The organism is Solirubrobacter ginsenosidimutans, assembly GCF_027587205.1.
Genome location: NZ_JAPDOD010000006.1, coordinates 99649 through 123445, shown reverse-complemented (window position 1 = coordinate 123445; position 23797 = coordinate 99649). Strand labels below are relative to the sequence as shown.

Sequence of the window (23797 nt, the reverse complement as noted above, 5' to 3'; positions counted from 1 at the left end):
AAGCATCAAACACCGTGAGCGCCGATGCGTCAGTCGAACAGAATAGTTCCGGCTCCGGCACACTTCCGTTCGGGTGAGTCTCGCCGACTACGTGACCGTCAATGAAGCAGCACAGATTCTCGGGCTGAGCGAGCGCGAGGTTCGCGCGTTGGCTAGTGGCCACGAAATCGATGCGATCAAGCGAGGCAACATGTGGTGGCTCCACCGCCGCAGCATCGAGCGGCGCCGCCGACAGCCGACCAGCCCAGGGCGTCCGCTCTCGCCAACGATGACCTGGACCGTCCTGCTTCTCGCCAGCGGGATCGGCGAACGCGCACAAGAGCTCGGGCCGCCGTATCACCGGCGACGGGCCAGTCGCTGGCTCGAAACACACATCCTCGCGAATCGAGCGCACGCGTTGAGACAACGAGCTCGACCCGAGTCCTTCCACGTCCATCCATCCGAACTCAACCGTCTCGCGGCGCGCCACGACACCATGCCTACAGGCGCCTCGGCGGCGAACCGCGTCGGCGTGCACGGAGCCCGCAACGACATCGAGATCTACGCTCCGATGGCGCATCGCGCAGAAATCGTGCGCGCGCACGCGCTTGACCCAGGCCCGGGGCTCGCACTGATCCGCTGGATCCTCGCGGACGAGCTGTGGACCACGATCGCCTCGTCGCAAGCGCCCATCGCCGCCACACTGCTGGACCTCCTCGAGCACGACGACCCGCGACTGCGACGTGAGGCGATTCGGCACCTGAAGCGACTCAAGCCGTAGCGACAAGAAAGCCGGGCTACCGACCGCTTGCGACACACCGCCGACGCCGCGGCGGGATTGACGAACAGCGCGTGCGTCACCGATCAACAACCGCGCTACGGCTCGATCGACCTCCTGCTGTGATCCTCCTAGCCACCTGCAGATAGCTCCGGCGTCCGTCGGCGTCAAGAGGACTGCTTCGCAGCTCGCTGCGCTCGGCCCTGTCGGGCTCCTCTTGACCCCGCCGGCCGCCTGCGCTGATGAGCCAGGTATGACCGGCTGCGCCGGTTGACAGCGGGAACGTCCGCTGCGCTGAGACACGTCAAGGGCCGGGACACGCCTGACCGTCCTTCGCGAGGATCGTGAAGCCGCCGACGAGCAATGCAAGGCCGCTCCCATCGTCAGCACGCTCCAGGCATGCGCGCGCCGCCGCAGCAGAAACCCCGTGATGTTCAAGCGCGTGTCGCGCGTCATCCCGAGTCGCATCGCTCGCGATTCGACGACCCGTGTCGGCGTCCCACACGTCGAACACGCTCGCAAGACTTCCCACGGACCCATCGTGGCACCTTGTTCGGCTCGAACCCGGCCCGGGACATCGCATCCTGGAGTGAGAAGACATTCGGTCGCGGCGTGGCGTCTCCGCTTATCAGCCGTATCCGGTGCCAGCGGAACCTGGGCATAAGCGGAATGTCGTGGCGCCGCGCAAGGGGGCGCAATCGGCAGCGTCAAAGCTCGGCTATTGGCCAATCCCGCAGCCCGTAGTAGCCAATTACGCGAAATCGGCCAGCGATGCGTGATGCGGTGAAGCCTCAGGTGCTGCACGACGGCTAAGCGGGCTGTTGACGGAGGCGGGTGCCGGATGAGGTGCGACCCCGGGTTCGAGGGGCGACGACTGGGCTCATGCACAGCGTCGCCACTCGGCCCCGCGTGGTCCATAGGCGTCTCATGCGGCTTCCCGTAGCCAGCGCTGCACGCTGTGATGTGTAGCCCCGATCGCTGCAGCAGCCTCGCGTTGCGTCCTACCTTCGCCGACCAGGCGCACGGCCGTGGCGATCTCCTCGGGCGTGTAGCGCCTGGCCGGAATCGGGCTCGGGTTTGGCTTGCGCCGCGGTCGAGGCGGCCGGTAGTTGGCGGCTCGCTCGCGCAGCTCGTCGCGCAGCTCGATCACCATCGCGGGATCGGACGCCGCGCCGGCCGGCAGGCGCTCGGCGATCGTGGGTGCGTCCGGGGTCTTGCGATGCTCGAGCCCGACGGCCTCAGTGAGGATCCGGTGTCGGTGCGATTGCTGCTTGTACTTCGCGCTCCAGACTTTGCGGCGGATGCAGACGGTGGCGATCGCTCCGAAGTCACCCTTGCTTGGATCGTGTGCTCGACACGCCTCGAACAGGCCGATCAACGCCTCCTGGCGCTGATCCTCGTGGCTCAAACCGAAGGCCCTCTGCCGGATCGTGTGGCCGATCAGCCGGTCGTAACGCTGGGCCAGACTTGTAAACGCGGCGCCGTCGCCACGGCATGCGCGCTCAGCCAGCTCCGCATCGGAAGCTCTCCGGCGATGAGCGGACGTCGTAAGTGCCATCGCGGATCACGCGGTGATCGTGCGCCAGATGTCCCGGATCGTGCCGGCGACCTCGTTGGGCGCGAGCACGAATCCGCCGACGAGCGCCGCGGCCAGCAGGAACACCGCCAGATCGGCGAAGCGGCGGTTGAGCAGGAACATCAGCGCGACCAGGGCGGCGATGCCGACGTACAGGCTCTTGGCCCAACCGCCGAGCAACCGGCCGACGTTCTCGCCGACTCGCTCCCCGTCACCCGCAGCGAACGCCGCCGTGGCAATCGTCAGCGAGACCCACACGACCGCCGCCGTGACAAACACCGCGACCAGCCACCACTGCACTTGCTTACGCATCGCTCAGCCCTCCCTCGAGCCGTTGACGTCTGCGACGTACCAGCGCTCGCGCCGCTCGAGCCGCAGCCGATAGAGCTGCGAATAGACCGCTCCAGACCCCAGCTCCCGCACACGCACGGTCGCGTCGAGATCGCGCACGTTTGCCCTCGCCGGTTCGGCCTGGGCGAGCGACACCAGCTCGACGAGCTCGTAGGCCCGCGTTCCGGGCGTCGCGATCCGTGCGCCCGCAAGAACCATGTAGGCCAACCCGCCGGCATCCCCGGCCACGTACGCACGGAGGAACCGCTCGACGATCGCGCCCAGCTGATCCCGTTCCACCCCGCTAATCGGCGCCGCCGAGGACTCGGGCACCGAGGCCACACGGGGCGGCGCCGCGAATGACGGCAGCTCGTCGACGACCAGCCCGCCGCGAACGTCGCGCGCAACCGGCACGGTCACGTACCGCGTCCCGTCGCCCACCGCGACAGCGAACGTCAGCAGCGCCTGCCGGCGACCCACACGCGCAGCACGAGCGAACGTGACAGCGGTGACCGACTCGCCACGCGAGCGCTCGCCGACCTCAGGAGCGATCGACTCCGCCAGCTCCGGCGAGACGAACCGCGCAAGCGCACTCGCCTGCGCACCCGGCTCCCGTGGCGAAGCCGTGAAGTAGGCCCGCACGAACGCAGCGCCGAACGCGCGCGCCTCGTCATCCGGCCAAGCCGCCGGAACAGCACGCGTCACCGGAACCACCGCCACCGGCTCGCGTGCGAACATCTGCGCGACCCCGCGCACGAGCAGCACGAGCACCAGCAGCCAGAGCACCGTCTGCCCGAGCCGGCGGATGAAGTCGCCGCGAGTCAGCGACTTCGAGCGGCCCGAGCGCGAGCGCACACGTAGCCCGGTCACGACTCAAGCTCCCGCGCGTCGCGCCAGCGATGCAGCAGCCAGCGCGCCAGCTCGTGGACCTCGGGCGCGTCCTCGGGCATGTAGATGTACGGCCGCTGATGATCGACCGGCACCCGGCGCTCATCGCGGAGCACCATGCACGTCAGCCCGACCAGCTCGTCCTCGGGCAGCATGTGCCAATCGCCCAGCAGGACCCACGCGTCGACGTCGCGATCCTGCGAAGCAAGCGCCGCTTCGAACTGCCCCGGATGCGTGCCCAGGAGATCGCGCAGCGCCTCCCACGGGCTCGTGCCCCAGCCAAGCACCGACGGACCATCGAACGCGAGGTCCACTTCAAAGCGGAAGTGCTCGTGCTCGGCCCCGTAGTCACGCACGCGAAACACCGCCTGGCCGAGATAGTCGTCGGGCGTCACTGCAACCACCGCCGCTCAAACAGCTCGCGCTGGATTCGCGCCACGCCATCAGCGATCAACACGCTGGTCACCTCCACTTGACCGATGCCCCTCCGAGCCGGCCCGGGATCCGCGGACGGTGATGACACTCGCCACGCAGAACACAAACCACGGCGGATCGAGATCGAGCAGGAACTCCAGGCTTCGTCCGATCACGCCGGCCACCGCCGCTCGAGCAGCGCCCGATGTGCGCCAAACAACCGATTGACGGCCTCCCACGGCGTCTGGCCCGCTTCTCGCACTACGGCGTAGTCCGAGAGCTCGGCCTCGAATCCGTCGGCCGTTCGCCGGACGCGAAGGCAGATCTCAAACGACTCGCCCGGGGCCGTTCGTAGCTGGGCCCCGCAGTCGAACAATGAGCCGGTCACGAACGATCCTCGCGCCGATGCTCGAACGCCTGGTCTTGTCTCACCCCCCGTATAGGCTGGGCCCGAACAAAGTTCGCCCCCCCAAATCGCGCAACGTCTCTGGCCACGACCGCTCGCGGACGCCGCACAAGCTCCGAATCAAGGCCGTAGCAGACAGATTCGGCAGTCTGAAAAATACATTTGCGGCAGCCCAACTCGAAGCCGTCACGCGACTCGTCCAGCCATCGCGCGAGACACACCAGGGACACACGGGCCTGCGCCCGAGCCTCGATCCCACTCAGAGCGTCAGCCGAAAAAGTGCCGTCCTGCAGGCAAAACGGACGACGACTGCGGACTACACGCGACGCTCTGAATCGATGGCAAGAAAGGGGTCGCCGGTTCGAGTCCGGCAGAGGGCTCTGCCCTAAAGGTCCCGCGTGCCGGCCCTTTTCCTGTCAGCGCTCTGGGTCGTATCGCCGCGATCATCGTCCCCCCGACACGCTGGTTGGCGCCGGCTCGCAGACTTTGCTGCTCACGGTCGTCATTGGGATGCCGTCCGTCTCTGGGCCTCCAGTCGACGCGGTGTCGATGGCTTGTCAGCGCAGGAGATGAGCTAGCGCCAGATCGAGCACGTCCCTGCGCGTGCGGCCCGGGTGGTCGGCGGCGATCAGCGGGTGCCCGACGAACAGTGCGAAGGCCAGGGTGCAGCGAACCTCGGCGTCGGCGTCGTCGTCCGCGAACGCGGCGAACAACGTCCGCATGTAGTCGAGGCGGCGGTTGTCCAGGCGCTTGAGCCGGCGGGCGACGCCGGCATCGCGGCGGGCCCAGTCGCGGATCGCGAGCTCGACGGCGGGCAGGTCGCGGAAGGAGCCGGCGAGCGCGAACAGACGGCGCAAGCGGTCGCGCGCGTCGCCGCCGCCGGCGTCGATCTGGGCGATCACGTCATCGACAACCGTTCGCTCCCACTCGTCGAGCATGGCTTCGAGCAGCCCGGCGCGGTCGTCGAAGTGCCAGTAGAAGCTGCCCTTGGTGGCGCCGAGCTCACGCGCCAGCGGCTCGACGCGTACCGCCTCTGGGCCGCCACGGGCGAGTGCGGTCAGGCCGGCGGCGATCCAGTCGCTGCGCGGCGTACGAGCTTGCGCGGGCATGAACCATACGCTAGCGTATCCATACGGATGCGTATGGATGATTCGCTCCCTCCTGGCCAACGCGCGCTCGACCGTTTCCCGCGCTTCGGCACCAACCAGGGCCCGCCGCCCGCCGTGCCGTCCGCACCCGTCATCGAGTTCGCCGGAGCCGTCGATGCGCCGACGACGATCGCCGCCGCCGACTTTGCCTCACTCCCGCGGCGGACGCTGCTCGCCGACTTCCACTGCGTCGCCGGGTGGTCGGCGCGCGGGCTGCGTTGGGAGGGCGTCCCGCTGCGCGAGGTCCTGCGGCCGTCCGCGGCGGCGACCCACGTTCGCCTCGTCGGTCTCGACGGACACTGGTCGGTGATGCTCCTCGAGGACGCGCTCGCGGACGACGTGTTGCTCGCGGACCGGCTCGACGGTACCCCGCTCGGTGCAAAGCACGGCGCACCCGTGCGGCTGGTCGCTCCAGCGCACTACGGCTTTGTGAACGTCAAGCACCTGTGCCGCATCGAGGTGCTGACCGCGGAGCCTGCTCAGAGCCACGGCGGCGCATCGGGCCCCGCCGACCTCGGGCTGCGGCTGCTGGGCTACCGGCGCTTCACGCGCGCACGGGTCTGGGAGGAGGAACGCAACGCCGTGCTTCCCGCTCGGGTCATCCGGCTGGTAGGCCGGGTCATCGGTCCCTGAGCCGACCTACCAACCCCAGTGGCACCTCGCGGACGCTCGGGTGGATCGACGTCATCGACTGACTACGCGGCGATCAACAGCAGCGCCCACGCGAGGTAGACGATCGCCGCGGCGACGATCAGCCGGCGCGCATGCCGAACGCCCCCACGGGCGATTGCGACTGCGGCGAACGCGACGAGCGGCAGCCCGCAGCAGGCGACGATCAGCTGCGCCACGAGCGGCCACGGCCGGCCGGCGCACCCTTCCTCGCACAGCACCTCATACGCGATCCAGGCCAGCCATGTCGCGAACGCGGCCGCGGCGAACAGCGCGGCCGCGAGCAGGCGCCGCACGCTCAGGAGACGGGAACGCGCTTGACGGCGCTGCGCGTACCTCGTTGCGAGAACGCGCTCGCCTGCACCACGACGGGACCGTCCGCTCCAGAAGCCACCGCGAGCCGAACCGTGCCCGTGCGGGAGCGAATCGTTGTGCGCCGGGCTGTCGCGACGTCCGGCGCGCCGGCCGGCGCGACGCTGACCAGCAGGGTGACGGGCCGCCGCCGCGTGGCAGGGAAGCGGTAGTCGACGACGACCTCGCCGCCGAGCCGGCGCACGCGGATCTGCGGCGCAGGCACGGACGATCGCGGTCGCCGACGTGTCGCGGTCGCCGCGCTGCTCGGCGCTGTGCAGGCGGCCGCATTGGACTCGAAGCCCGCCGGGTCGCCCCACTTGCCCTGCCGGCGTGGCGCGATCGGGCTCGACGACGAGGCGCCCCAGCGTCCCCGCCACGCCATGAACGGCGTCGACGGCGTGATGACCTCGAGCTGGGGGCGCACGCGGTAGCCGTCGCCGCGGTGGTAGTCGTCGGGGAGCCAGCCGCGCGAGGCCACGCCCGGCGCGAAGTACGACGCATGCGAGGCGAGCGCGACGTAGACGACGGGCGCACCCGCGGAGGTCCGTCGCACCTGGCTCCACACACAGCGCTCGCTGCTGTCGTGCTGGGCGTAGGTGGCCACCGTCGGCGCGCCGTCGGAATCGAGTGCGACCTGTGCGAACTCCCAGTCGCCCTCGTGCACGCCGAACCCGATCACGTTCTGCGGGTTGTAGTAGTAGAAGATCCAGTACTGGAGCCACGTGCGGCCGGCGGAACTCACCACCCGCCCGTAGATCCGGTCGCCGTAGCCGGCCGCGCGCATCCGTTGCGCGTCCTGCTGGTAGGTCGTGTTCGCCGCGTCGAGGTAGTCGCTGTCGGTCGCCGCCCGCCCGTCGGCGTAGAGCGGGTTGCCGAGGAACCCGAGCGACAGGTCCGCCAGCGCGTTTGCCGGGTTCGCGGCGGCGATCCGCGTTCCGCTGCCGTCGACGAGGTAGTTCGTCTGCGACCCGGAGACGTAGTTGTCGGTCATCTCCGCCGCGGAGTCGGCGAAGTAGCTCTCCTGGGTCTCATAGCGCAGCTCGGGCGCATACTGGCGCAGCAGGTCGGTCGTCGAGGGCGGCGTGGCGGTGACGGTGGCCGAGTTGGCGCTGCGGTTGTTGGCGACGTCGCTCGCGGTCACGACGTAGATGTAGGTCGTTCCCGCGGCGACGCTGGTGTCGGTGTAGGTCGAGGCCTCCAGGCGTGAGGCGTTGACGCGCGCGAACGGTCCGGTCGGGCTGGTACCCCGGAACACGTCGTAGCCGTCCAGGTCACTCTCGCCGTTGCCGCTCCAGTCGACTTCGACGCTCCCGAAACGCGCGGTCGCCGTGACGCCGGAGGGCACGGCGGGGGGTGTGACGTCGGCGACGTCGCGGCCGGCGAGGAAGTGCGCGCGCACGGTCTCGGCGTTCAGCGCTCGGTCATAGACCGCGATCTCGTCAGCTCGTCCGCGCGTGAACTGGCCCGTGACGGCGCCGTTGCGCATCACGTGCCACGGCAGCGCGACTGGCGCGCTCCCGGAGGTCGTGCCCGCGTGCACCGGCTCGCCGTCGACGTAGAAGGCCGTCGCTTGGCCCTGCACCGTGAGCGCGACGTGATGCCAGCCGTCGCGCAGCTGCGAGACCGCAAGCCCAGTCGTGAACGAGGATCCGCGAACGCGGTACGCGACTTGCCTGCCGCTGTCGTAGGCCAGGATCCAGCCGCTTCCGGTCGTGTTGTCGCGCATCAGCGCCACCCCGGACTCCCAGAAGAACCAGCTTTCGAGCGAACCCGCGTCGGCCAGCGCCAAGCTGCTGTCGCCGGTTTGCAGCTCGTCGTCGACGCCGTCGAAGCGCGCAGCCGTGTCGGCGTCGAGGCTCAGTCCGCCGTGCGCCCCGAGTGAGACGCCGCCGAGCAGGCTGCCCGGCGCGCGCCCGGTGACGTCGGCCGCCGTCGTCCCCGATCGCTCCCCGAGACGCCAGTAGCCGAGGAGACCTGCGGTGTCCGTCACTGACTGCGGGTAGCCGCCGGCGGCCTCTGCCGGGCCCGCCAAGCCGAGCATCATCAGCGCGGCCAACAGCCAGGCCCTCCACGTCCCTCCTCCGCTCACCGTCACGCGACTGTAGAGGCGACCAACATCAGCCGCAAATACGTTCTTCGTGCCGGAGTCAGAACTGTGGCCTCGAGCCCTGTTCAGCCGCTGCTGCGCGAGGTCGAGCGCGCGGCTCGGCGTGTGCGTGCCCGCAGACCATCACGTTCAGCGGCACGCGCTCGGTACGGAGTGACCGGCTAGGGCGCCGGCGTGGGCACACCGGCGGTCGCGCTTGGAGCTGCGGCCGCGAAATAGCGTTCGACTGTGTCGAGTGGGGCGGCGCTGCGGTGGGCGCGGGCGAGGATGAGGGCGCCCTCGACTGCGCTCAGTAGAACTGTCGCGTGTTCGTCCGCGACGGCCGGCGACGCTCCGAACTTGATGTAGACGTCGGCGACTGCGCGTTGCCAGCGGGCGAGCAGGTCGCTGACCTGAACGCGGAGCCCGTCGTTTTCGGCGGCGTCGACGACCGTGGCGGCGAGGGGACAGCCCAGCGCGAACTCGTGGTCGACGAGAACGCGCCGCCAGGGTGCGAGGATCAGGCCGACGGCTTCAGGGAAGGTCTGGGCCTCGGCAAGCGTCCGTTCGAGTTCGTCATAAAGGCCGGCGAGAGCGACATCGATCGCTTCGCTCATGAGTTGCGTCTTGCCGCCGGGGAAGTAGCGGCCGAGCGAGCCGCGAGGGCCACCTGAGTGCGCAACTACCTCGCGAAGCCCGACGCCGTGGATGCCGCGCTCGCGCATCAGCGTCGCGGCGCTTTGCACCATGCGCGCCCGCGCCGATGACCGCCGCCGATCTCGCCTCGGAACTGAACCTTCGCTTTTCTCCTGCATTCCGCACAGAATACCGAAGTTCGATGACGATCGTCATCGCTTTTGGTACGGTGTGTTCCGATGACGATCGTCATCGAAAGCATTGGGCCTCACGAAGGGAGCGGGCTATGCCACCGAAGGAACCGAACATCGTTCTGGTTCACGGCGCAGGAGTCGATGGGTCCTGCTGGAGCGGCGTCATCGAGCGCCTGCAAGCCGACGGCTTCCAGGTCAGAGCCCCCCAGTTCCCGATGAGTTCGCTGGCCGACGACGTCGCGCGGCTGCGCCAGGTGCTCGAGTTCCAGGACGGTCCGACACTCGTCGTCGGACACTCCTACGGCGGCCAGATCATGACCGCCCTCGGCGCCGAGGCTCCGAACGTCGTCGGACTCGTCTATGTCGCCGCCTTCGGCCTCGACGAGGGCGAATCGCTGGGTGCGCTTCTGTCCCAGGGGCCTGCGGCGCCGGCGCTCGCCCACCTAATCACCGACGCGCGCGGCTTCAACTGGATCCCAGAGGACGACTTCGTCAATCACTTCGCCGCCGACGTCGACCCGACCAAGACGAGAGTGCTCTACGCCGTACAGCAGCCGCTCAGCACGTCTGTTCTCGGCGACGTCATGGGCGCCCCGGCCTGGAAGTCATTGCCTTCCTGGTACCTGGTCGCCCAGAACGACGAGACGCTGGCGCCCGACGCCGAACGGCAGTTCGCAGCGCGCATGGGCGCGACCACCGTCGAAATCCCCTCGAGCCACGTCCCCATGATCTCGCACCCAAACGAGGTCGCGGACCTGATCGAGAAGGCCGCCAATGCAGTCGGTGCGCCGGCGGTGACGCGATGAAACACCTTGCAGCCATCGTCGCAGCGGTGTGCGCCATCACCGCGCTCGCGGCTGTCACTCTCGCCGCCCGCTCCACCGCCGCGGTGGCGAGGACGACGCACGCCAAGCCGACGGTCGTGCTCGTGAACGGCGCATGGGCGAACAACGCCAGCTGGTCACGAGTGATCAAGCGTCTGCAGAACGACGGCTACTCCGTCGTCGCACCGCCTAACCCGCTGCAAAGTCTCAACGGCGACGCGGAGACGATTGCGGACCTCTTGCAGACGATTCCCGGCCCGATCGTCCTTGTCGGCCACTCCTACGGCGGCATGGTGATCTCCAACGCGGCCGCCGGAAACCCGAACGTGAAGGCGCTCGTCTACATCAACGCCTTCATTCCGGATCAGGGCGAGTCCGCGCTCGGTCTCGACTCCAGCCAGCCCGGTTCGGTGCTCGGAGCCGGACCACCGAACACCGTATTCAACTTCGTGCCGTTCCCCGGAGCGGCTCCGGGCAATGCGCTGCTGTACGTGAAGCCGAGCGTCTTCCCGCAGGGCTTCGCCAACGACCTGCCCGCGAAGGAGGGCGCAGCTCTCGAGGCGACGCAGGGACCTGCGGTGTTCAGTGCTTTGACGGCGCCGTCAGGACCGCCGGCGTGGAAGACGATTCCGAGCTGGGATCTGGTTGGCACGATCGACAACGCGATTCCGTCGTCGATTCAGCTGTTCATGGCCAACCGTGCGCACGCCCGCATCACCAAGGTCAAGGCAGGGCATCTCTCGATGATCTCGCAGCCTGCTGCAGTCACGAAGGTGATCCTCGAAGCCGCACAGAGCGAGATCTCCCGCAAGGAGCGGTCCCGATGAAGGCCCTTCAGCTTTCGAGCTTCGGCTCGCCCGCTGACGTCGTCGAGCTCGCCGAGATCGAGCCGGACGATCCCGGCCCCGGCCAGCTCACCGTCGCGATCGAAGCGGCACCGATCAACCCATCAGATCTGATGCTGATCAAGGGCGTCTATGGGGTGCGCCCGGAGCTGCCTGCCGCGATCGGCGCGGAAGGAGTCGGCCGCGTCATAGCAGTCGGCGACGGCGTCGACCCATCGCGTGTAGGAGAGAGAGTGCTGGTCGTCCCGACGCTCGAGCAAACCACCTGGCGCCAAACGACGGTCCTCGACGAACGCAACGGTGTCCCGGTCAACGCCGACGGCGACCCGATGCAGCTGGCGATGCTCGGCATCAACCCGATCACGGCGCACTGCCTCTTGCACGGCTACACGAAGCTCGCTCCCGGCGCGTCGGTCGCGCAGACCGGTGCGAGCTCGGCGACAGCCGGCTATGTCGTCGCACTGGCCAAGCACGCAGGCCTGCGGACGCTCAACGTGGTGCGACGCGCAGACTCCGTCACCCCTCTGCTGGACGCGGGCGCCGATGTCGTGCTGGTCGAGGGCGGCGATCTCGCCGATCGGGCCGCCGAAGCGATCGGCGACGCGCCGCTCGAGCTGATCATCGACGCGGTCGCCGGCGAGCCCGTGGCGAAGCTCGCATCCCTCCTGAAGGCCGGCGGCCCAATCGTCAGCTATACCGCGCGAAACCGACAGCCTCTGAACATCCCGATCGTCGATCTCATCTTCAGGGGGCTGAGTGTTCACGGCTATTGGCTGAACCGTTGGCTAGCCAGCACGCCGCAGGCAACGATCGTCCGTACCTACCGCGAGCTCGCCGACCTGGTGGACAACGGCACCCTCGCCACTCAGGTTGAAGCGACCTACGCGCTTGCGGATTACCGCGAAGCGTTCGGTCACGCCGACCGGAACGATCGCCACGGAAAGGTGCTGTTCACCTTCCAATGAGCGCCGCTTACCCGCGCTGCGGCGTGGCCGCGCCCTCGAGCGCCGCGAGTGCCGCCCTGCGGCAATCGTCCAGCGAGAGCGAGCGGATCTGCGCGCGCGCTGGCCCGACCCGGGCCGCACCGGTGCTGAGCTCGTCCACCCCGAGGCCGAGCAGCAGCGGGAGCATCGCCGGGTCGCCCGCGGCTTCGCCGCACACCTCGACGGTGAGCGCGGCGTCGTGTGCGGCAGCGACGGTGCGGGCGATCGCTGCGAGCACCCGCGGGTGATCCGCGGGCGCGGTGCCGGCGGCGAAGCGGTCGATGCCGAGCGTCGATGCCGTCAGGTCGTTCGTGCCGATGCTGAGGAAGGCCGAGTGCGCAGCGATGGCCGCCGCACCCGCTACAGCGGCCGGGGTCTCGATCATCGCGCCGAGCGAGCCGGTCTCGATACCCGTGCGCTTGCGGGCGCGCGCGAGCAGCTCGCCGGCGGCCAGCAGTTGCGAGACGTCATCGACCATCGGCAGGAGGATCCGCAGCCGGCATCCCGCCCCTTCGGCGAGGATGGCGGCGAGCTGGTCCTCGAGCGCCGCCGGATGGCGCAGCAGCAGCGCGATGCCGCGGCTGCCGTCGTCATCGCCGGCGAGGAACGGGGGCAGCTTGTCGCCGCCGAAGTCGAGCACCCGGACCGTGGCCACGCGGCCGGCCAGGGGGGAGAGCAGCGGGCGGAGCGCGCGACGGTGCTCGGCCTCGGCCGGCCACCGCCCCGCATCCAGGCAGAGCAACTCGGTGCGCACCAGCCCGACGCCCTCGGCGCCGGCGTCCAGCGCGGCGCCCACCTCGGCGGCGCTGGCCACGTTGGCGAGGACGGTCACGTGGTGCCCGTCGGTCGTGACGGCGGGCTCTGAACGAGCCTCGATCGCGGCCCGGCGCGCGGCGGCCCGGGCCGCGGTCGCTTGCCGCGCAGCGGCCTGGCGCTCCCGCTGCGGCGCGACCAGCACCTGGCCCGCTTCGCCGTCGAGCACGAGGTCGACCTCCGGCCGGATCGTGAGCAGCTCCGGCCCGGCGCAGGTGACCATCGGCAGCCCGAGCGATCGGGCGACGATCGCGGCGTGCGCCGTGGGGGCGCCGGCGGCGAGCGCGATGCCCTGCGCCCAGCCTTGGAGCTCGGCCACGTCGGCGGGCCCGAGATCCTGCGCGATCGCGATGCCGCCCTCCACGCCGCTCGCCGCGGATGCGCCGTGCACAAGGCGCGCCGCCCGGCGTCCGACGGAGCGCACGTCGTCGGCGCGGGCGGCGAGCACCGCGTCGGGCAGCGCGGCCAGCACCGCGGCCGTCGCGTCCGTGGCCTCGAGGACCGCCGCGACGGCCGGTCGGCCGTGCTCGAGCACGGCGCGCTCGACTGCCGCCTGCAGCTCGGGGTCGCGCGCCATCAGCGCCCCGGCCTCCAGGATCTCGGCGTCAGCGTCGGACAGCGTGCGCGCCAGCGCCTCGAGTTCGTCGGCGGCCGCCCACAGCGCGCGGGTGGCGAGCAGCGCCGTAGCGGGCCGCTCCTCGAGCGGCACGTCCGCCGCGGCGCTGGTCGGCGCGTCCAGAATGACCGCGCGGCCGGCGGCCAGGCCGGGGGAGGCAGGCAGACCCTGGAGCACGTCAGCCATCTCGCGAGACGGCGCGCACGAGCGCTCGCATGATCAGCGCCGTGGAGGTCGCTCCCGGGTCCTGGTGACCGATCGACCGCTCGCCGAGATACGAGGCGCGGCCCTTGCGCGCCTGTAGCGGCACCGTCGCGCGGGCGCCCTCCTCGGCGGCCGCGGCGGCGGCCTCCAGGGCGAGGACGAGCGGCTCGCCCGCGCCGAGCGCGGTCCGCAGCGCGACAACGGCGGGCGCCAAGGCGTCGACGATCGTCTTGTCCCCGACCTCGGCGGCGCCCAGCTCCTGGATCGCCGCCAGCGCCGCATCGAGCGCCGCGGCGAGCTGGGCGCCGTCGATCTCCGCCGTGTCGTCGAGCGACCGGCCCGCACGACGGAACGCCGATCCCCACAGCGGGCCGCTCGCGCCGCCGACCGTCGCCACCAGGGTCTTGCCACAGGTGATCAGGACCCGGCCGGGGGCGTCCTCCCCCCGGCCGGCCAGCGCCTGCTCCACGGCGTCGAAGCCGCGGACCAAGTTGGTGCCGTGGTCCCCGTCGCCGATCGCGGCGTCGAGCTGCGTGAGCTGGTCGCGGTGCGCACGCACGGCCGCGCCGGCCTCCGCCATCCACGCGGCGATGGTGGCCGACCGCAGCGGCGCTTCGGTGAGCACGGCGCGTCACACCCCCCAGCGCAGGGCAGGGGTGTCGACGGGCGCGTCCCAGAGGGACTCGAGCTCGTCGTCGAGCTCGAGCACGGTGACCGACGCTCCGGCCATCTCGAGCGAGGTGATGTAGCTGCCGACGAGGTTGCGGGTGGGCTCGAGGCCGGCGGCGCGCAGCAGCTTGTCGACCTCGTGGTACAGGAGGTAGAGCTCCAGCTCCGGGGTGCCGCCCATGCCGTTGACGAACGCCAGCACGCGCGAGCCGCCGGGCTTGAGGTCGGAGAGCACCGGCTCCACCATCTCGCGGGCCAGTTCGCGCGCGGTGCCGAGCGGCCCGCGCCGGCGGCCCGGCTCGCCGTGGATGCCGATCCCGAGCTCGACTTCGCCGACGGGGAGGTCGAAGATCGGCCTCCCGGCCGCCGGCGGCGTGCAGGAGGACAGGGCGATCCCGAAGGACCGCGCGCGCTCGTTCACCCGCCGCGCGATGGCCGCCACCGTCGAGAGGTCGTCGCCGCGTTCGGCGCTCGCCCCCGCGATCTTCTCCAAGAGCACGGTCGCGCCGACGCCCCGCCGGCCCGCCGTGTACAGGGAGTCCTGGACCGCGACGTCGTCGTCGACGAGCACCGACTCGACGTGAATGCCCTCGTCGGCGGCGTCCTCGGCCGCGAGCTTGAAGTTCATCACGTCGCCGGTGTAGTTCTTGACGATGTGGATCACGCCGGCGCCGCCGTCGACCGCCTTGGTCGCGGCGAGCATCTGGTCGGGCACAGGGGAGGTGAAGACCTCGCCGGGGCACGCGGCGTCGAGCATGCCCTTCCCGACGAACCCGCCGTGCAGCGGCTCGTGCCCCGAGCCGCCGCCCGAGATCAGCGCGACCTTGCCGGAGACGGGAGCGTCGGTGCGGGTAAGGATCTGCGCCTCGGCGTCGTAGCGGAGGACCCGCGCGTGCGCGGCCGCGAGCCCGGCGAGGGATTCCTTGACGACGTCGGCGGGATCGTTGAGCAGCTTTCGCATCGAGGCGGCGGAGACTTCGGTGGCCATGATGATCCTCTCTGTCAGCGCGCCGCGGCGGCCGGGACAGTGTCGGGGGTGGTGACCGCTTCGTGGATCGGCCGCTTGACGCGGCGCGGCTTGGCCAGCAGGTCGTAGACCGCGGCGGCGAGGCCGGCGCCGACGAGGCCGGGCAGCACATACACCGGGATCAGCTGGCCCCAGTGCGTCGCGCCGCCGCCGATCGCCGAGACCAGCTCAGGCCCGAAGGCGCGCGCCGGGTTCAGCGAGGCGCCGGTGATCGGGCCGACGATCATGATGATCGCGATCACGACGCCGCCGATGACCAGGCCGGCGAGGTCGCTGGGCGAGCGCGAATCGACGATCCCGAGGATCGCGAACATCAGCATGAACGTTCCGATGCCCTCGCTGAAGATGGCCTGGGCCCAGGTGCTGGAGTCCTCGTTGAACGAGGTCATCCCCATCCCGAGGTCGATCGCGTTGTGTGCGAACACCGCCCAGATGGCGAAGGCGCCGATGACGGCGCCGGCGACCTGGGCGGCGACGTAGACCGGCACCTCGCGCCAGGGGAACCGCTTGGTGAGGGCGAGCGCGCACGTCACCGCCGGATTGATGTGACAGCCCGAGACCTTGCCGATCGTGTACACGAGCGCCGCGATGATCAGGCCGAAGGCGACCGAGATGCCGAGCAGGTCGGCTCCCGTGATGGCGGGCTTGCTGTCGCCTGCGAGGACCAGGGTCGCGACCACCGAGCCGGGACCCACCAGCACGAGCAGCGCCGTACCGATCGTTTCGGCGACCGCGCGCTGACCCAGGGAATGCTCCTGCATCGTCCTCCTCCTCGCTCCTGCGGACTTCGATTCGGTAATGCCGAATCCGATTAGCGAACCGTAAACCCCTCGAGGTGCTCATGTCAAGCCGCACGTGCCATTGACCGATTCGGCATTGTCGAATAGCATTCAGACCTAGCCAAGCCTTAGGAGGAAGCGGATGGTGGGTGTCGTCGTCGTGTCCCATAGCGCGGAGATCGCGCGGGGCGTCGTGGAGCTGGCCGGCCAGATGGCCGGTGGCGAAGTGCGTCTGGAGGGCGTTGGCGGCGACTCGCACGGCACGCTTGGCACCGACGAGGGCCGCGTACGCGAGGCGATCCACCGGGCCGACGACGGTGATGGCGTGGCGATCCTGGCCGACCTGGGAAGCGCCGTCCTGACGATCCGGCACATCCTCGAGAGCGGCAACGGCGGCGTGCGGCTGGCCGACGCGCCGGTGGTCGAGGGCGCCGTGGCGGCGGCCGTCGTCGCCTCGATGGGCCTGCCGCTCGATGAAGTCGTCAAGGCCGCCGAGGAGGCGCGCGATGCCCGAAAGCTCTGAGTCCGTCGTCTGGCTCCCGGCCGACGTCGATCTGCACGCCCGGCCCGCCGCGCGGTTCGTGCGCACCGCGATCGGCTTCAACGCGAACGTCCAGGTGTTCGCCGCCGATCGCCGCGCGGACGCGAAGTCCATCTTGGCCGTGCTCGCGCTCGGCGCGCGACGCGGCACCGCGCTCAGGCTGAGCGCCGAGGGCCCGGACGCCGACCGCGCGGTCGCGGCCCTGTCGGCCTGCGTCGCCGGGCTGGTCGAGTAGCTGGAGGTTTTAGGGCGCGGCGGTCGGCCAGCGCGGCGCGCCGAGCTCGCGCGAGATGCTGCGCGCCGCGTCGGTGACCGCCTCCGGCAGTCCCTTCGCCGGCCCGCGCGGGAAGATCCGCCGCGTCTCGCCCACGACCCCGATCGCGCCGACGGCGTGGCCCCCGTGGTCGACGATCGGCGCCGCGAGGCTCGACTCGCCCAGCACGGCCTCGTCGCGCTCGCGCGCGAAGCCGTTTTCACGGACGCCGGCCAGCTCCGCGGTGACGGCCGTGGCCGTCAGCGTACGGCTCGTGAGCCGCGGGAGCGCCTCCGCGGTGAGCTCGGCCACAAGGGCGTCCGGCTGGTAGGCGAGGATCGCCTTGCCGAGCGCGCTGGCGTGCGCGGGCAACTGCGCGCCGACCTCGAGCACCTGGAAGGCGGCGTCGGGCCGGAAGACGTGGTGGACGACGACCACGGACGGCCCGTGCAGGACGCCCACCCGCACCGCCTCACCGGTCTGCTGCGCGAGCCGCTCGGCCTGCACGAGCGAGCGCGCCCGCAGCTCGTTCAGGTCGAGATAGGAGGAGCCGAGGTGCAGCAACCCAGGCCCGAGCTGGTACTTGTCGGAGTCGCGATCCTGCTCCACGAAGCCGTGCGCCAACAGCGTCTGCAGCAGTGCGTGGACGGTTGGACGCGAGAGCGCGAGCTGGTCGGCGAGCTGCGACACGCCGAGACGCCGCGGGCCGCCCGCGAGCGCCTTCAGGATGCGCGCCGCCCGGTCCACCGACTGGATCGTGCCTCGCCGGCGCCCCGTCGTCGGCTCTTCGCTGTTCGGCATTATCGAATCCACTTCGAGAGTGTAAGCCGCCCAGCAGTCGTGATCACGCGCTCAGCGCGCGACCCAACGCGGCCACGATCAGCGCGGTCGAGGCCGCGCCCGGATCCTCGTGGCCGATCGAGCGCTCCCCGAGATACGACGCCCGGCCCTTGCGTGCCTGCATCGGCACCGTCGCCTGGGCCCCCTCCGCGGCGGCGTTCCCGGCGGCCTCGAGCGCCTCGGCCAGCGACGCGCCCCGCTCCACCGCGGCGCGCAGCGCCGCCACGGCCGGCCGCAGAGCGTCGACCATCGTCTTGTCGCCGGACTCCGCCGCCCCGAGCTCCACGACACCCGCGAGCGCCGCGTCGAGCGCGTCGGCGAGCCGGGCGCCGTCCAGCTCCGGCGCGTCACCAAGCGCACGTCCCGCGCGCCGCAGCGCCGTGCCCCAGAGGGGCCCGCTCGCGCCGCCGACGGTCGAAACCAGCGTCTTTCCCGCGAGGATCAGCTGGCGGCCCGGCGGCAGATCGCCGCTGCTCGCGACCGCCTCCCGGACAGCGAGGAAGCCGCGCGTGAGGTTCACGCCGTGGTCCCCGTCGCCGATCGCCGCGTCGAGCTGCGTGAGGTGATCGGCCTCCGCCGCGATCACCGCGGAGACCTCGTCCATCCAGGCGATGACGGAAATGGAGCCCAAGGCGACGCACACACCTACTCAGGCGGATCACGGCGGTGTGCACCGAAGCATCCCACAGGCGACGAGTAGGAGTCGCGGGGGTGTTCGAGCGACTGATCCCGACCGCTCGTGCTCGAGAGCCGTCGCGGATGTACGGCGACGGAAGCGATCCTCAGCTCGAGGCCATGCCCGCCATCGCCTTCTTGGCCCGCTCGGCCATCTCCTCCTCCGGCACGTCCTCGATGTGCGTCGCGACCGACCACACATGCCCGAACGGGTCGGTGACCGTGCCGAAGCGATCGCCCCAGAACTGATCGGCGACCTCCATCGTGACCGTCGCACCCGCGTCGATCGCCTGTTGAACCACCGCGTCGACGTCCTCGACGTAGAGGAACAGACTCGCGCTCGTGCCGCCCAGTTCCTTCGGCGGTCGCGTCGACTGGCCCGGGAACGTGTCCGCCAGCATGAGATGCGAGTCGCCGATCTGCAGCTCGGCGTGCCCGATCTTCCCACCCGGCGCAGGCATGCGCCCGAGCTCCTTCGCGCCGAACGCCCGCGTGTAGTAGTCGATCGCGCCCTCCGCGTCGTCGACGGCGAGGTACGTGGTGAGGGTGTGGTAGCCCTCGGGGATCGGCTTCGTCATCGTTCCTCCCCAGGGTGTAAACGAGGCACCCAGATCTTACGCCCGCGGGAACTGACCGAGCGCGTCCTTGCGAGGAGCCCGAGCGCTTCAATCGCGCCTGATCGCGGCGTGAGCGGGCTTCGCGGTCAGTATTAGGCCCAACACGGAGGTAAGTCGAACGGCCCGCCGCGTGGCAGGGCTACGCTGGGCCGCGAGTGTCAACAGTGATCGATCCCCGCGCGGTCGACGACGGTCAGCATGTCGTCCAGTTCTACGTGCGCGACGCGGAGCTGGTCGAAGGTGCCGGCGGCTACCTGAGCCAAGGCGTCTTCGCCGGGGCGGTCGGGATCGTCATCGCCACTGAGGCGCATCGTGCGGCGTTTGAGGCGCATCTGCGCAGCGCGGGTGTCGATGTCGCGGCGGAACGCGACGTGGGCACGCTCGTGTGGCTCGACGCGGCGACGATGCTGGCGCGGTTCATGCACGAAGGCGCAGTTGACCGCGACGCCTTCTTCGAGGTCGTCGGAAGCGTCGTCCACTCGGCCGCCGCCACTCGGCGTCCGGTGCGGGCGTACGGCGAGATGGTGGCGCTGCTCTGGGACGCGGGCAATGTCATCGCCGCCATCGACCTCGAGACGCTCTGGAACGAGCTTGGGACGCGGGTCCCCTTCTCGCTGTACTGCGCGTACCGCCGCACGTCGGTTGTCGGCCACGAGCACGCTGACGCGCTCAAGCGAGTCTGCCATCTGCATTCGGCCGTCGTGACGGCCCCGCGGGTCGAGACGAGCTGGGAGTTCTCCGCCGACCGCGCTGCTCCGGGACGAGCGCGTGATCTGCTCGTCGATGCGCTCAGGCACCTCGGCCACGACGGCGAGCTCCTGGACGACGCCCGCCTCGTGGTCACCGAGCTCGCCGCCAACGCGGTCGTCCACGCCAGCTCGTCGTTTTCCGTCTCCGTCCGCGAGGAGGGCTCGAGCGTTCGGATCCTGGTGGGGGATCGGAGCCCGGTCGCACCCGCGATGCGCGAGGCGTCGGTGACGCGGTTGTCCGGGCGCGGGATGCAGCTGATCGCCGCGGTCGCCACTCGTTGGGGCGTGGTCTTCACGCCCGACGGCAAAGTGGTCTGGGCCGAGCTTTCCGCGCCCTGATCGTCGGGCGCGGGCGCGAGGTCACACTCGCGGCTTCCCGCTCGGCGCAAGCGGCCGGTCGGCCTCCTTCGCGGTCACGACCGTGATCGGCAGGCCGATGCGGTGCAGGCGCGCCGGCAGATCCATGTGCAGCCACCGCGACACGCGCGCCGGCAGGGTCGACACGATGATCTCGTCGTAGTGTCGCTGGGAAAGCGCGGTCTCTACGGCGCGAACCGGATCCTCGTCGCCGATCAGCCCGTCGACGCGGCCGCCTGCAGCCTCCTCGATGAGCGGGATGGCGAGCTCGAGCGTGACGCCCGACTCCTCGGTGTCCCCGTCCCAATACGCGCGTGGCACGAGCAGCGCGAAACGGCACGGCCCCTCCGCGGTGCGCCGGCGGACCGCCTCGAGCAGCCCGGGAGTCGCGGCCGTGCGGTTCGCGACGATCAACACGCTGCGGGCGCCGGAGGCGTGCGCCATCGTTCGGTCTTACTCCTTGCCGGTGTCCCCGTCAACCTACGGGCATGCGAGGTGCACATCGACACCGCCGACCGCGGATTGTGTCGCGCCATGCCCGGTGAGCGTGTCGTAGTCCGTCGTCGCGGTGTCGATCGCGGTCTGCGCGTCCGACTGGTACGTGTTGACCTCGTTCTGGAGGTTCGTCGTCGCGTCCAGCGGGTCGCTGCCGGTCGCCTTGACCGTCTTCGGTAGCGCCTTGACGACCTTGTCGGTGACGTCGAAGTGCATGACCTCGTGCGCCTTGAGCGCGGACTTGTACTTGGCGACCGCCGCCTTCTCGTCGGCGGTCATGTCCGCCCAGGTCGGGACGATCACCTCGGCCGTCGAGGAGGGGTCGTAGGCCCAGCTGATGTCGACCTCGCCCTGTTGGGTCCCGTCGGGCAGCTTCTTGTGCCGGATCTTCCCGGCGGTCGGCTTGTAAACGGGCTGCGCCTCGCCGGTGTAAACGCCGGAGTTGATCCATGCGACCGCGGCGTTGCAGTCGTCGAACGTCTTCGACGTCTCCGTGATCGCCGGCCGCTTGCCGCCGACGGTCCCGACCTTCGCGACCGGTGTGGCCGTGGGCGTCTGCGCCGGAGTTGGCTGGCGAGCGAGGAACCGGCACACGGCCGCGTTGCCGACGGTCCGCTGCAGCCCGAGCAGCAGGGTCGGAGCGGACTCGATCGCCAGCGCGACGCCCTTCGGGCGAACCACCTCGGGAGCGGCCTCACGAACGGCGGTCTCACCATGTGCCAACGACATCGACGTATTCAACCGGAATAGAGTCCCCTCATGGGCCGCTACTCGCTGAATGGCCAGGTCGCTTTGGTGACCGGCGCGGCGCGCGGGATCGGCGCCGCGACCGCGCGCGAGCTCTACGCGCGCGGCGCCTCGGTTGCGCTGATCGACCTCGATGCGCCCGACGCGTTCGACGCCGCGCGCACAATAGGGCTCGCTGCCGATGTGACCGACCGCGAGGCGATCGGCAACGCCGTGGAGGCGACGGTCGCGCGCTTCGGCGGGCTGGACGTGATCGTGGCCAACGCGGGCATCGCCCCGTACGTGACGACCGCGCTGGCCATGGACCCGGACGTCTTCGAGCGGGTGGTCGAGGTCAACCTGCTGGGCGTCTGGCGCACCGTCCACGCCGGCCTGCCGCACATCGCACAGCGCGGCGGCCACGTCGTCCTGGTGGCGTCGGTGTATGCCTTTGCCAACGGCGTCGGAGCGACGCCGTATGCCGTCGCCAAGGCGGGTGTCGAGCAGCTCGGCCGGGCGCTACGCGTCGAGCTCGCGCAGCATGGCGCGAGCGCGGGCGTCGCCTACTTCGGCTTCATCGACACCGACATGGTGCACCAGACCATCGACGCCGACCCGCTCGCCGACCGGATGCTCGCGACGTATCCGAAGCCATTGCACAAGCGGCTCTCGCCGGAGGTGGCGGGCGCCGCGATCGCGGCCGGGATCGAGCGTCGCGCCGCGCGGATCGTGCGTCCACGCCGGTGGGCGCCCCTGTCGGTGCTGCGCGGAATCCTGAACCCGCTCGTCGACGAGCGGCTGCGCCGCGATCCGAAGGTCCAGGCGCTGCTGCGCGAGGTCGAGCGCCGCGCCGCCGACCGTGTGTGACGACGCTCTCGAAACGCCAGCGCGCTAGATCGTGTGTGCGCCGCCCCCGGGCGGACGGCACACACACGAGCTTCTGCAATTAGGTGAGGCCGGGGAACACGTACGCCGCGCCGGTCCGCGGGGCGGGGGTGTCCGGAATCTGGATCGCGCCGATCAGGGCCACGCGGTGGTCAGAGCTCAGCGTCACGGACCAGCCGAAGAAGTCGCGGGTCGCGCGATCCGCGGCTTGGAGCTCTTGGCGCTGGGTGAAGCCGCCCACGGTGCCGCGAGCAAACAGGTAGGCCGCGCCTGTCTCGCCGTCGACGCCGGGCGCGCCGATCAGCGCCCGGGTGCCGCTGCTGTCCAGCGAGACGGATGTCCCGAACGCATCGAAGGCAGCGCCGTCTGCGGCTTGCAGCCTTTGGAGTTGCGTGAAGCCGCCGGCGACGCCGCGAGTGAACACGTACGCTGCGCCCTGGAAGTCGTTCGGGCCGATCGCCTTCTGCGAGGCGCCGATCAATGCCGTACGCCCGTCGCCGCTCAGCGACACCGAACCACCGAACGCGTCGACGGAGGCGCGATCGCTGGCTTGGAGCTTCTGTTGTTGGCTGAAGCCGCCGGCGAGGCCGCGGGCGAACACATACGCCGCGCCGCCGTCCCTGGAGGGGGCGCCGATCAACGCCGAACGGCTGTCCGAGCTCAGCGACACCGAGGAGCCGAACGCGTCGAAAGCGTTGTCGCTAGGCCGGAGGGTTTGCTGCAGGGTCCAGCCGCCGAACAAGCCTCGAGCGAACACATACGCCGCGCCGGTGGGAGAATTGCCGCCGCCGGTGTTGGGCGCGCCGATAACCGCCGTGCGCCCATCCGAGCCGAGCGACGCGGAGAACCCGAACGCGTTGCCGGAGGAGGCACCCGCCGGGTTCGGAAGCTCTTGCTGCAGCATGAATAGGCCCGCGAAGTTGCGGGCGAACACGTACGCGGTGTCCTGTCCGCCGCTCGCTGGGTTGGTGCCCTGCGCGCCGATCAGTGCGGTGCGCCCGTCTGAGCTCAGCGACACCGACGAGCCGAACCGGGCGCTGAACGGGATGGGATGGATGACTTGGAGCTTCTGCTGCAGGATCCAGATGCCGCCGATGCGTGCAAAGACATACGCTGCGCCGTTGGGCGGGTCGGTGTTGGGCGCGCCGATCAGCGCCACGCCGCCGTCTGAGCTCAGCGACACGGAGAACCCGAACAGGGCGGTGTTCGGAACCCGGAGCTTTTGCTGTGGCGAAGTGACAACGGCGCTTCTGACCGCCGAGGCAAGCCCCGTGGGCAACTGCGAGAGACTCGCCCGACCGCTCGCTCCAGGACTGCCGGGCCGCACGGCACTCGCGGTCCCGGCGAACACGACCCCCAGCAGCACCACCATCGCCGCAATAGCACTTGCACAACGTCCGAGACGCGCCATTCCTACTCCTTCCCGCTGGATTTGTTCAAG

27 protein-coding genes are annotated in these 23797 nt (G+C 70.4%); 9 read left to right on the top strand and 18 right to left on the bottom strand.

Annotation, left to right across the window (positions count from 1 at the left end; translation table 11 throughout):
• The first annotated feature begins 73 nt into the window (after positions 1 to 73).
• Complete coding sequence (locus tag OM076_RS10210; RefSeq protein WP_270039599.1) at positions 74 to 760, top strand: helix-turn-helix domain-containing protein; 687 nt, start codon at positions 74 to 76, stop codon at positions 758 to 760.
• Between the two features lie 922 nt (positions 761 to 1682).
• Here the strand turns inward: OM076_RS10210 and OM076_RS10205 are convergent.
• The 5 genes from OM076_RS10205 to OM076_RS10185 all read right to left on the bottom strand — a co-directional run bounded on the left by OM076_RS10205 (position 1683) and on the right by OM076_RS10185 (position 5480).
• Positions 1683 to 2165, bottom strand: coding sequence for a hypothetical protein (locus OM076_RS10205; protein WP_270039598.1), 483 nt, complete (start codon positions 2163 to 2165; stop codon positions 1683 to 1685).
• A gap of 156 nt (positions 2166 to 2321) precedes the next feature.
• The gene (locus tag OM076_RS10200) at positions 2322 to 2645 is read right to left on the bottom strand and encodes a hypothetical protein (RefSeq protein WP_270039597.1); all 324 of its coding nucleotides are present in this window, start codon (positions 2643 to 2645) and stop codon (positions 2322 to 2324) included.
• A 3-nt stretch (positions 2646 to 2648) separates the two neighbouring features.
• Complete coding sequence (locus tag OM076_RS10195) at positions 2649 to 3533, bottom strand: conjugal transfer protein (RefSeq protein ID WP_270039596.1); 885 nt, start codon at positions 3531 to 3533, stop codon at positions 2649 to 2651.
• A complete protein-coding gene (locus OM076_RS10190; RefSeq protein ID WP_270039594.1) occupies positions 3530 to 3946 on the bottom strand; it encodes a hypothetical protein in 417 nt (138 codons plus the stop codon). Before OM076_RS10190 ends, OM076_RS10195 begins: the two co-directional genes overlap by 4 nt.
• 982 nt (positions 3947 to 4928) lie before the next feature.
• Complete coding sequence (locus OM076_RS10185) at positions 4929 to 5480, bottom strand: TetR/AcrR family transcriptional regulator (protein WP_270039592.1); 552 nt, start codon at positions 5478 to 5480, stop codon at positions 4929 to 4931.
• A 33-nt stretch (positions 5481 to 5513) separates the two neighbouring features.
• Between OM076_RS10185 and OM076_RS10180 the strand changes: the two genes are divergently transcribed.
• Positions 5514 to 6152, top strand: coding sequence for a molybdopterin-dependent oxidoreductase (locus OM076_RS10180; RefSeq protein ID WP_270039590.1), 639 nt, complete (start codon positions 5514 to 5516; stop codon positions 6150 to 6152).
• A gap of 62 nt (positions 6153 to 6214) precedes the next feature.
• Here OM076_RS10180 and OM076_RS10175 read toward each other — a convergent pair whose 3' ends face one another.
• The 3 genes from OM076_RS10175 to OM076_RS10165 form a co-directional block, all read right to left on the bottom strand.
• Positions 6215 to 6484, bottom strand: coding sequence for a hypothetical protein (locus tag OM076_RS10175; RefSeq protein WP_270039589.1), 270 nt, complete (start codon positions 6482 to 6484; stop codon positions 6215 to 6217).
• Positions 6485 to 6486: 2 nt separating this feature from the next.
• On the bottom strand, positions 6487 to 8631 hold the full coding sequence (locus OM076_RS10170) for a LamG-like jellyroll fold domain-containing protein (protein ID WP_270039588.1): 2145 nt from the start codon (positions 8629 to 8631) through the stop codon (positions 6487 to 6489).
• 179 nt (positions 8632 to 8810) lie between these two features.
• Entirely contained in the window at positions 8811 to 9377 is a 567-nt protein-coding gene (locus OM076_RS10165) for a TetR/AcrR family transcriptional regulator (RefSeq protein WP_270039587.1), read from the bottom strand.
• Between the two features lie 14 nt (positions 9378 to 9391).
• Here OM076_RS10165 and OM076_RS10160 point away from each other — a divergent pair, with 14 nt between their 5' ends.
• The 3 genes from OM076_RS10160 to OM076_RS10150 are packed head-to-tail and all read left to right on the top strand — an operon-like array spanning position 9392 to position 12092.
• Positions 9392 to 10264: an alpha/beta fold hydrolase gene (locus OM076_RS10160; protein WP_270039585.1), complete on the top strand. Its 873-nt coding sequence runs from the start codon at positions 9392 to 9394 to the stop codon at positions 10262 to 10264.
• Positions 10261 to 11109, top strand: a complete 849-nt coding sequence (locus OM076_RS10155) for an alpha/beta fold hydrolase (protein ID WP_270039584.1) — start codon at positions 10261 to 10263, stop codon at positions 11107 to 11109. Before OM076_RS10160 ends, OM076_RS10155 begins: the two co-directional genes overlap by 4 nt.
• The gene (locus tag OM076_RS10150) at positions 11106 to 12092 is read left to right on the top strand and encodes a zinc-dependent alcohol dehydrogenase family protein (protein WP_270039583.1); all 987 of its coding nucleotides are present in this window, start codon (positions 11106 to 11108) and stop codon (positions 12090 to 12092) included. The genes OM076_RS10155 and OM076_RS10150 overlap by 4 nt, the downstream gene beginning before the upstream one ends.
• 7 nt (positions 12093 to 12099) lie before the next feature.
• Here the strand turns inward: OM076_RS10150 and OM076_RS10145 are convergent, their stop codons facing one another.
• Genes OM076_RS10145 through OM076_RS10130 form a run of 4 tightly spaced genes read right to left on the bottom strand, consistent with a single transcriptional unit; the run spans position 12100 to position 16200 of the window.
• Positions 12100 to 13725, bottom strand: a complete 1626-nt coding sequence (locus tag OM076_RS10145; RefSeq protein WP_270039582.1) for a putative PEP-binding protein — start codon at positions 13723 to 13725, stop codon at positions 12100 to 12102.
• Positions 13718 to 14323, bottom strand: a complete 606-nt coding sequence (gene dhaL / locus OM076_RS10140) for a dihydroxyacetone kinase subunit DhaL (protein WP_272597846.1) — start codon at positions 14321 to 14323, stop codon at positions 13718 to 13720. Before dhaL (OM076_RS10140) ends, OM076_RS10145 begins: the two co-directional genes overlap by 8 nt.
• Before the next feature lie 51 nt (positions 14324 to 14374).
• Positions 14375 to 15373: a dihydroxyacetone kinase subunit DhaK gene (dhaK, locus tag OM076_RS10135; protein ID WP_372518020.1), complete on the bottom strand. Its 999-nt coding sequence runs from the start codon at positions 15371 to 15373 to the stop codon at positions 14375 to 14377.
• Positions 15374 to 15414: 41 nt separating this feature from the next.
• The gene (locus tag OM076_RS10130; protein WP_270039578.1) at positions 15415 to 16200 is read right to left on the bottom strand and encodes an MIP/aquaporin family protein; all 786 of its coding nucleotides are present in this window, start codon (positions 16198 to 16200) and stop codon (positions 15415 to 15417) included.
• A 160-nt stretch (positions 16201 to 16360) separates the two neighbouring features.
• Here OM076_RS10130 and dhaM point away from each other — a divergent pair, with 160 nt between their 5' ends.
• Both dhaM and OM076_RS10120 read left to right on the top strand, forming a co-directional pair.
• Positions 16361 to 16741 (top strand): dihydroxyacetone kinase phosphoryl donor subunit DhaM, encoded by a 381-nt coding sequence (gene dhaM, locus OM076_RS10125; protein WP_272597825.1) that lies wholly within the window; start codon positions 16361 to 16363, stop codon positions 16739 to 16741.
• Positions 16725 to 16994, top strand: a complete 270-nt coding sequence (locus OM076_RS10120; protein ID WP_270039574.1) for an HPr family phosphocarrier protein — start codon at positions 16725 to 16727, stop codon at positions 16992 to 16994. Before dhaM ends, OM076_RS10120 begins: the two co-directional genes overlap by 17 nt.
• Before the next feature lie 9 nt (positions 16995 to 17003).
• Here the strand turns inward: OM076_RS10120 and OM076_RS10115 are convergent, their stop codons facing one another.
• From OM076_RS10115 to OM076_RS10105, 3 genes are all read right to left on the bottom strand, one after another.
• Positions 17004 to 17813, bottom strand: coding sequence for an IclR family transcriptional regulator (locus OM076_RS10115; protein ID WP_270039572.1), 810 nt, complete (start codon positions 17811 to 17813; stop codon positions 17004 to 17006).
• A 43-nt stretch (positions 17814 to 17856) separates the two neighbouring features.
• Positions 17857 to 18456 carry a dihydroxyacetone kinase subunit DhaL gene (dhaL, locus tag OM076_RS10110; protein WP_372518019.1) on the bottom strand — a complete coding sequence of 200 codons (600 nt, stop codon included), beginning with the start codon at positions 18454 to 18456 and terminating at the stop codon, positions 17857 to 17859.
• Between the two features lie 178 nt (positions 18457 to 18634).
• Complete coding sequence (locus tag OM076_RS10105; protein WP_270039569.1) at positions 18635 to 19105, bottom strand: VOC family protein; 471 nt, start codon at positions 19103 to 19105, stop codon at positions 18635 to 18637.
• A gap of 194 nt (positions 19106 to 19299) precedes the next feature.
• On the opposite strand from OM076_RS10105, the gene OM076_RS45970 reads away from it, so the two are divergent.
• Positions 19300 to 20232, top strand: coding sequence for an MEDS domain-containing protein (locus OM076_RS45970; protein WP_270039568.1), 933 nt, complete (start codon positions 19300 to 19302; stop codon positions 20230 to 20232).
• Between the two features lie 21 nt (positions 20233 to 20253).
• On the opposite strand, the gene OM076_RS10095 is transcribed toward OM076_RS45970, so the two are convergent.
• Complete coding sequence (locus tag OM076_RS10095) at positions 20254 to 20694, bottom strand: hypothetical protein (RefSeq protein ID WP_270039566.1); 441 nt, start codon at positions 20692 to 20694, stop codon at positions 20254 to 20256.
• A 36-nt stretch (positions 20695 to 20730) separates the two neighbouring features.
• Positions 20731 to 21474 (bottom strand): DUF922 domain-containing protein, encoded by a 744-nt coding sequence (locus OM076_RS10090; protein WP_270039565.1) that lies wholly within the window; start codon positions 21472 to 21474, stop codon positions 20731 to 20733.
• Positions 21475 to 21504: 30 nt separating this feature from the next.
• Between OM076_RS10090 and OM076_RS10085 the strand changes: the two genes are divergently transcribed.
• Positions 21505 to 22338 carry a short-chain dehydrogenase/reductase gene (locus tag OM076_RS10085; RefSeq protein ID WP_270039563.1) on the top strand — a complete coding sequence of 278 codons (834 nt, stop codon included), beginning with the start codon at positions 21505 to 21507 and terminating at the stop codon, positions 22336 to 22338.
• A 79-nt stretch (positions 22339 to 22417) separates the two neighbouring features.
• Here the strand turns inward: OM076_RS10085 and OM076_RS10080 are convergent, their stop codons facing one another.
• Positions 22418 to 23728, bottom strand: coding sequence for an FG-GAP repeat protein (locus OM076_RS10080; RefSeq protein ID WP_270039562.1), 1311 nt, complete (start codon positions 23726 to 23728; stop codon positions 22418 to 22420).
• Positions 23729 to 23797 lie beyond the last annotated feature (69 nt).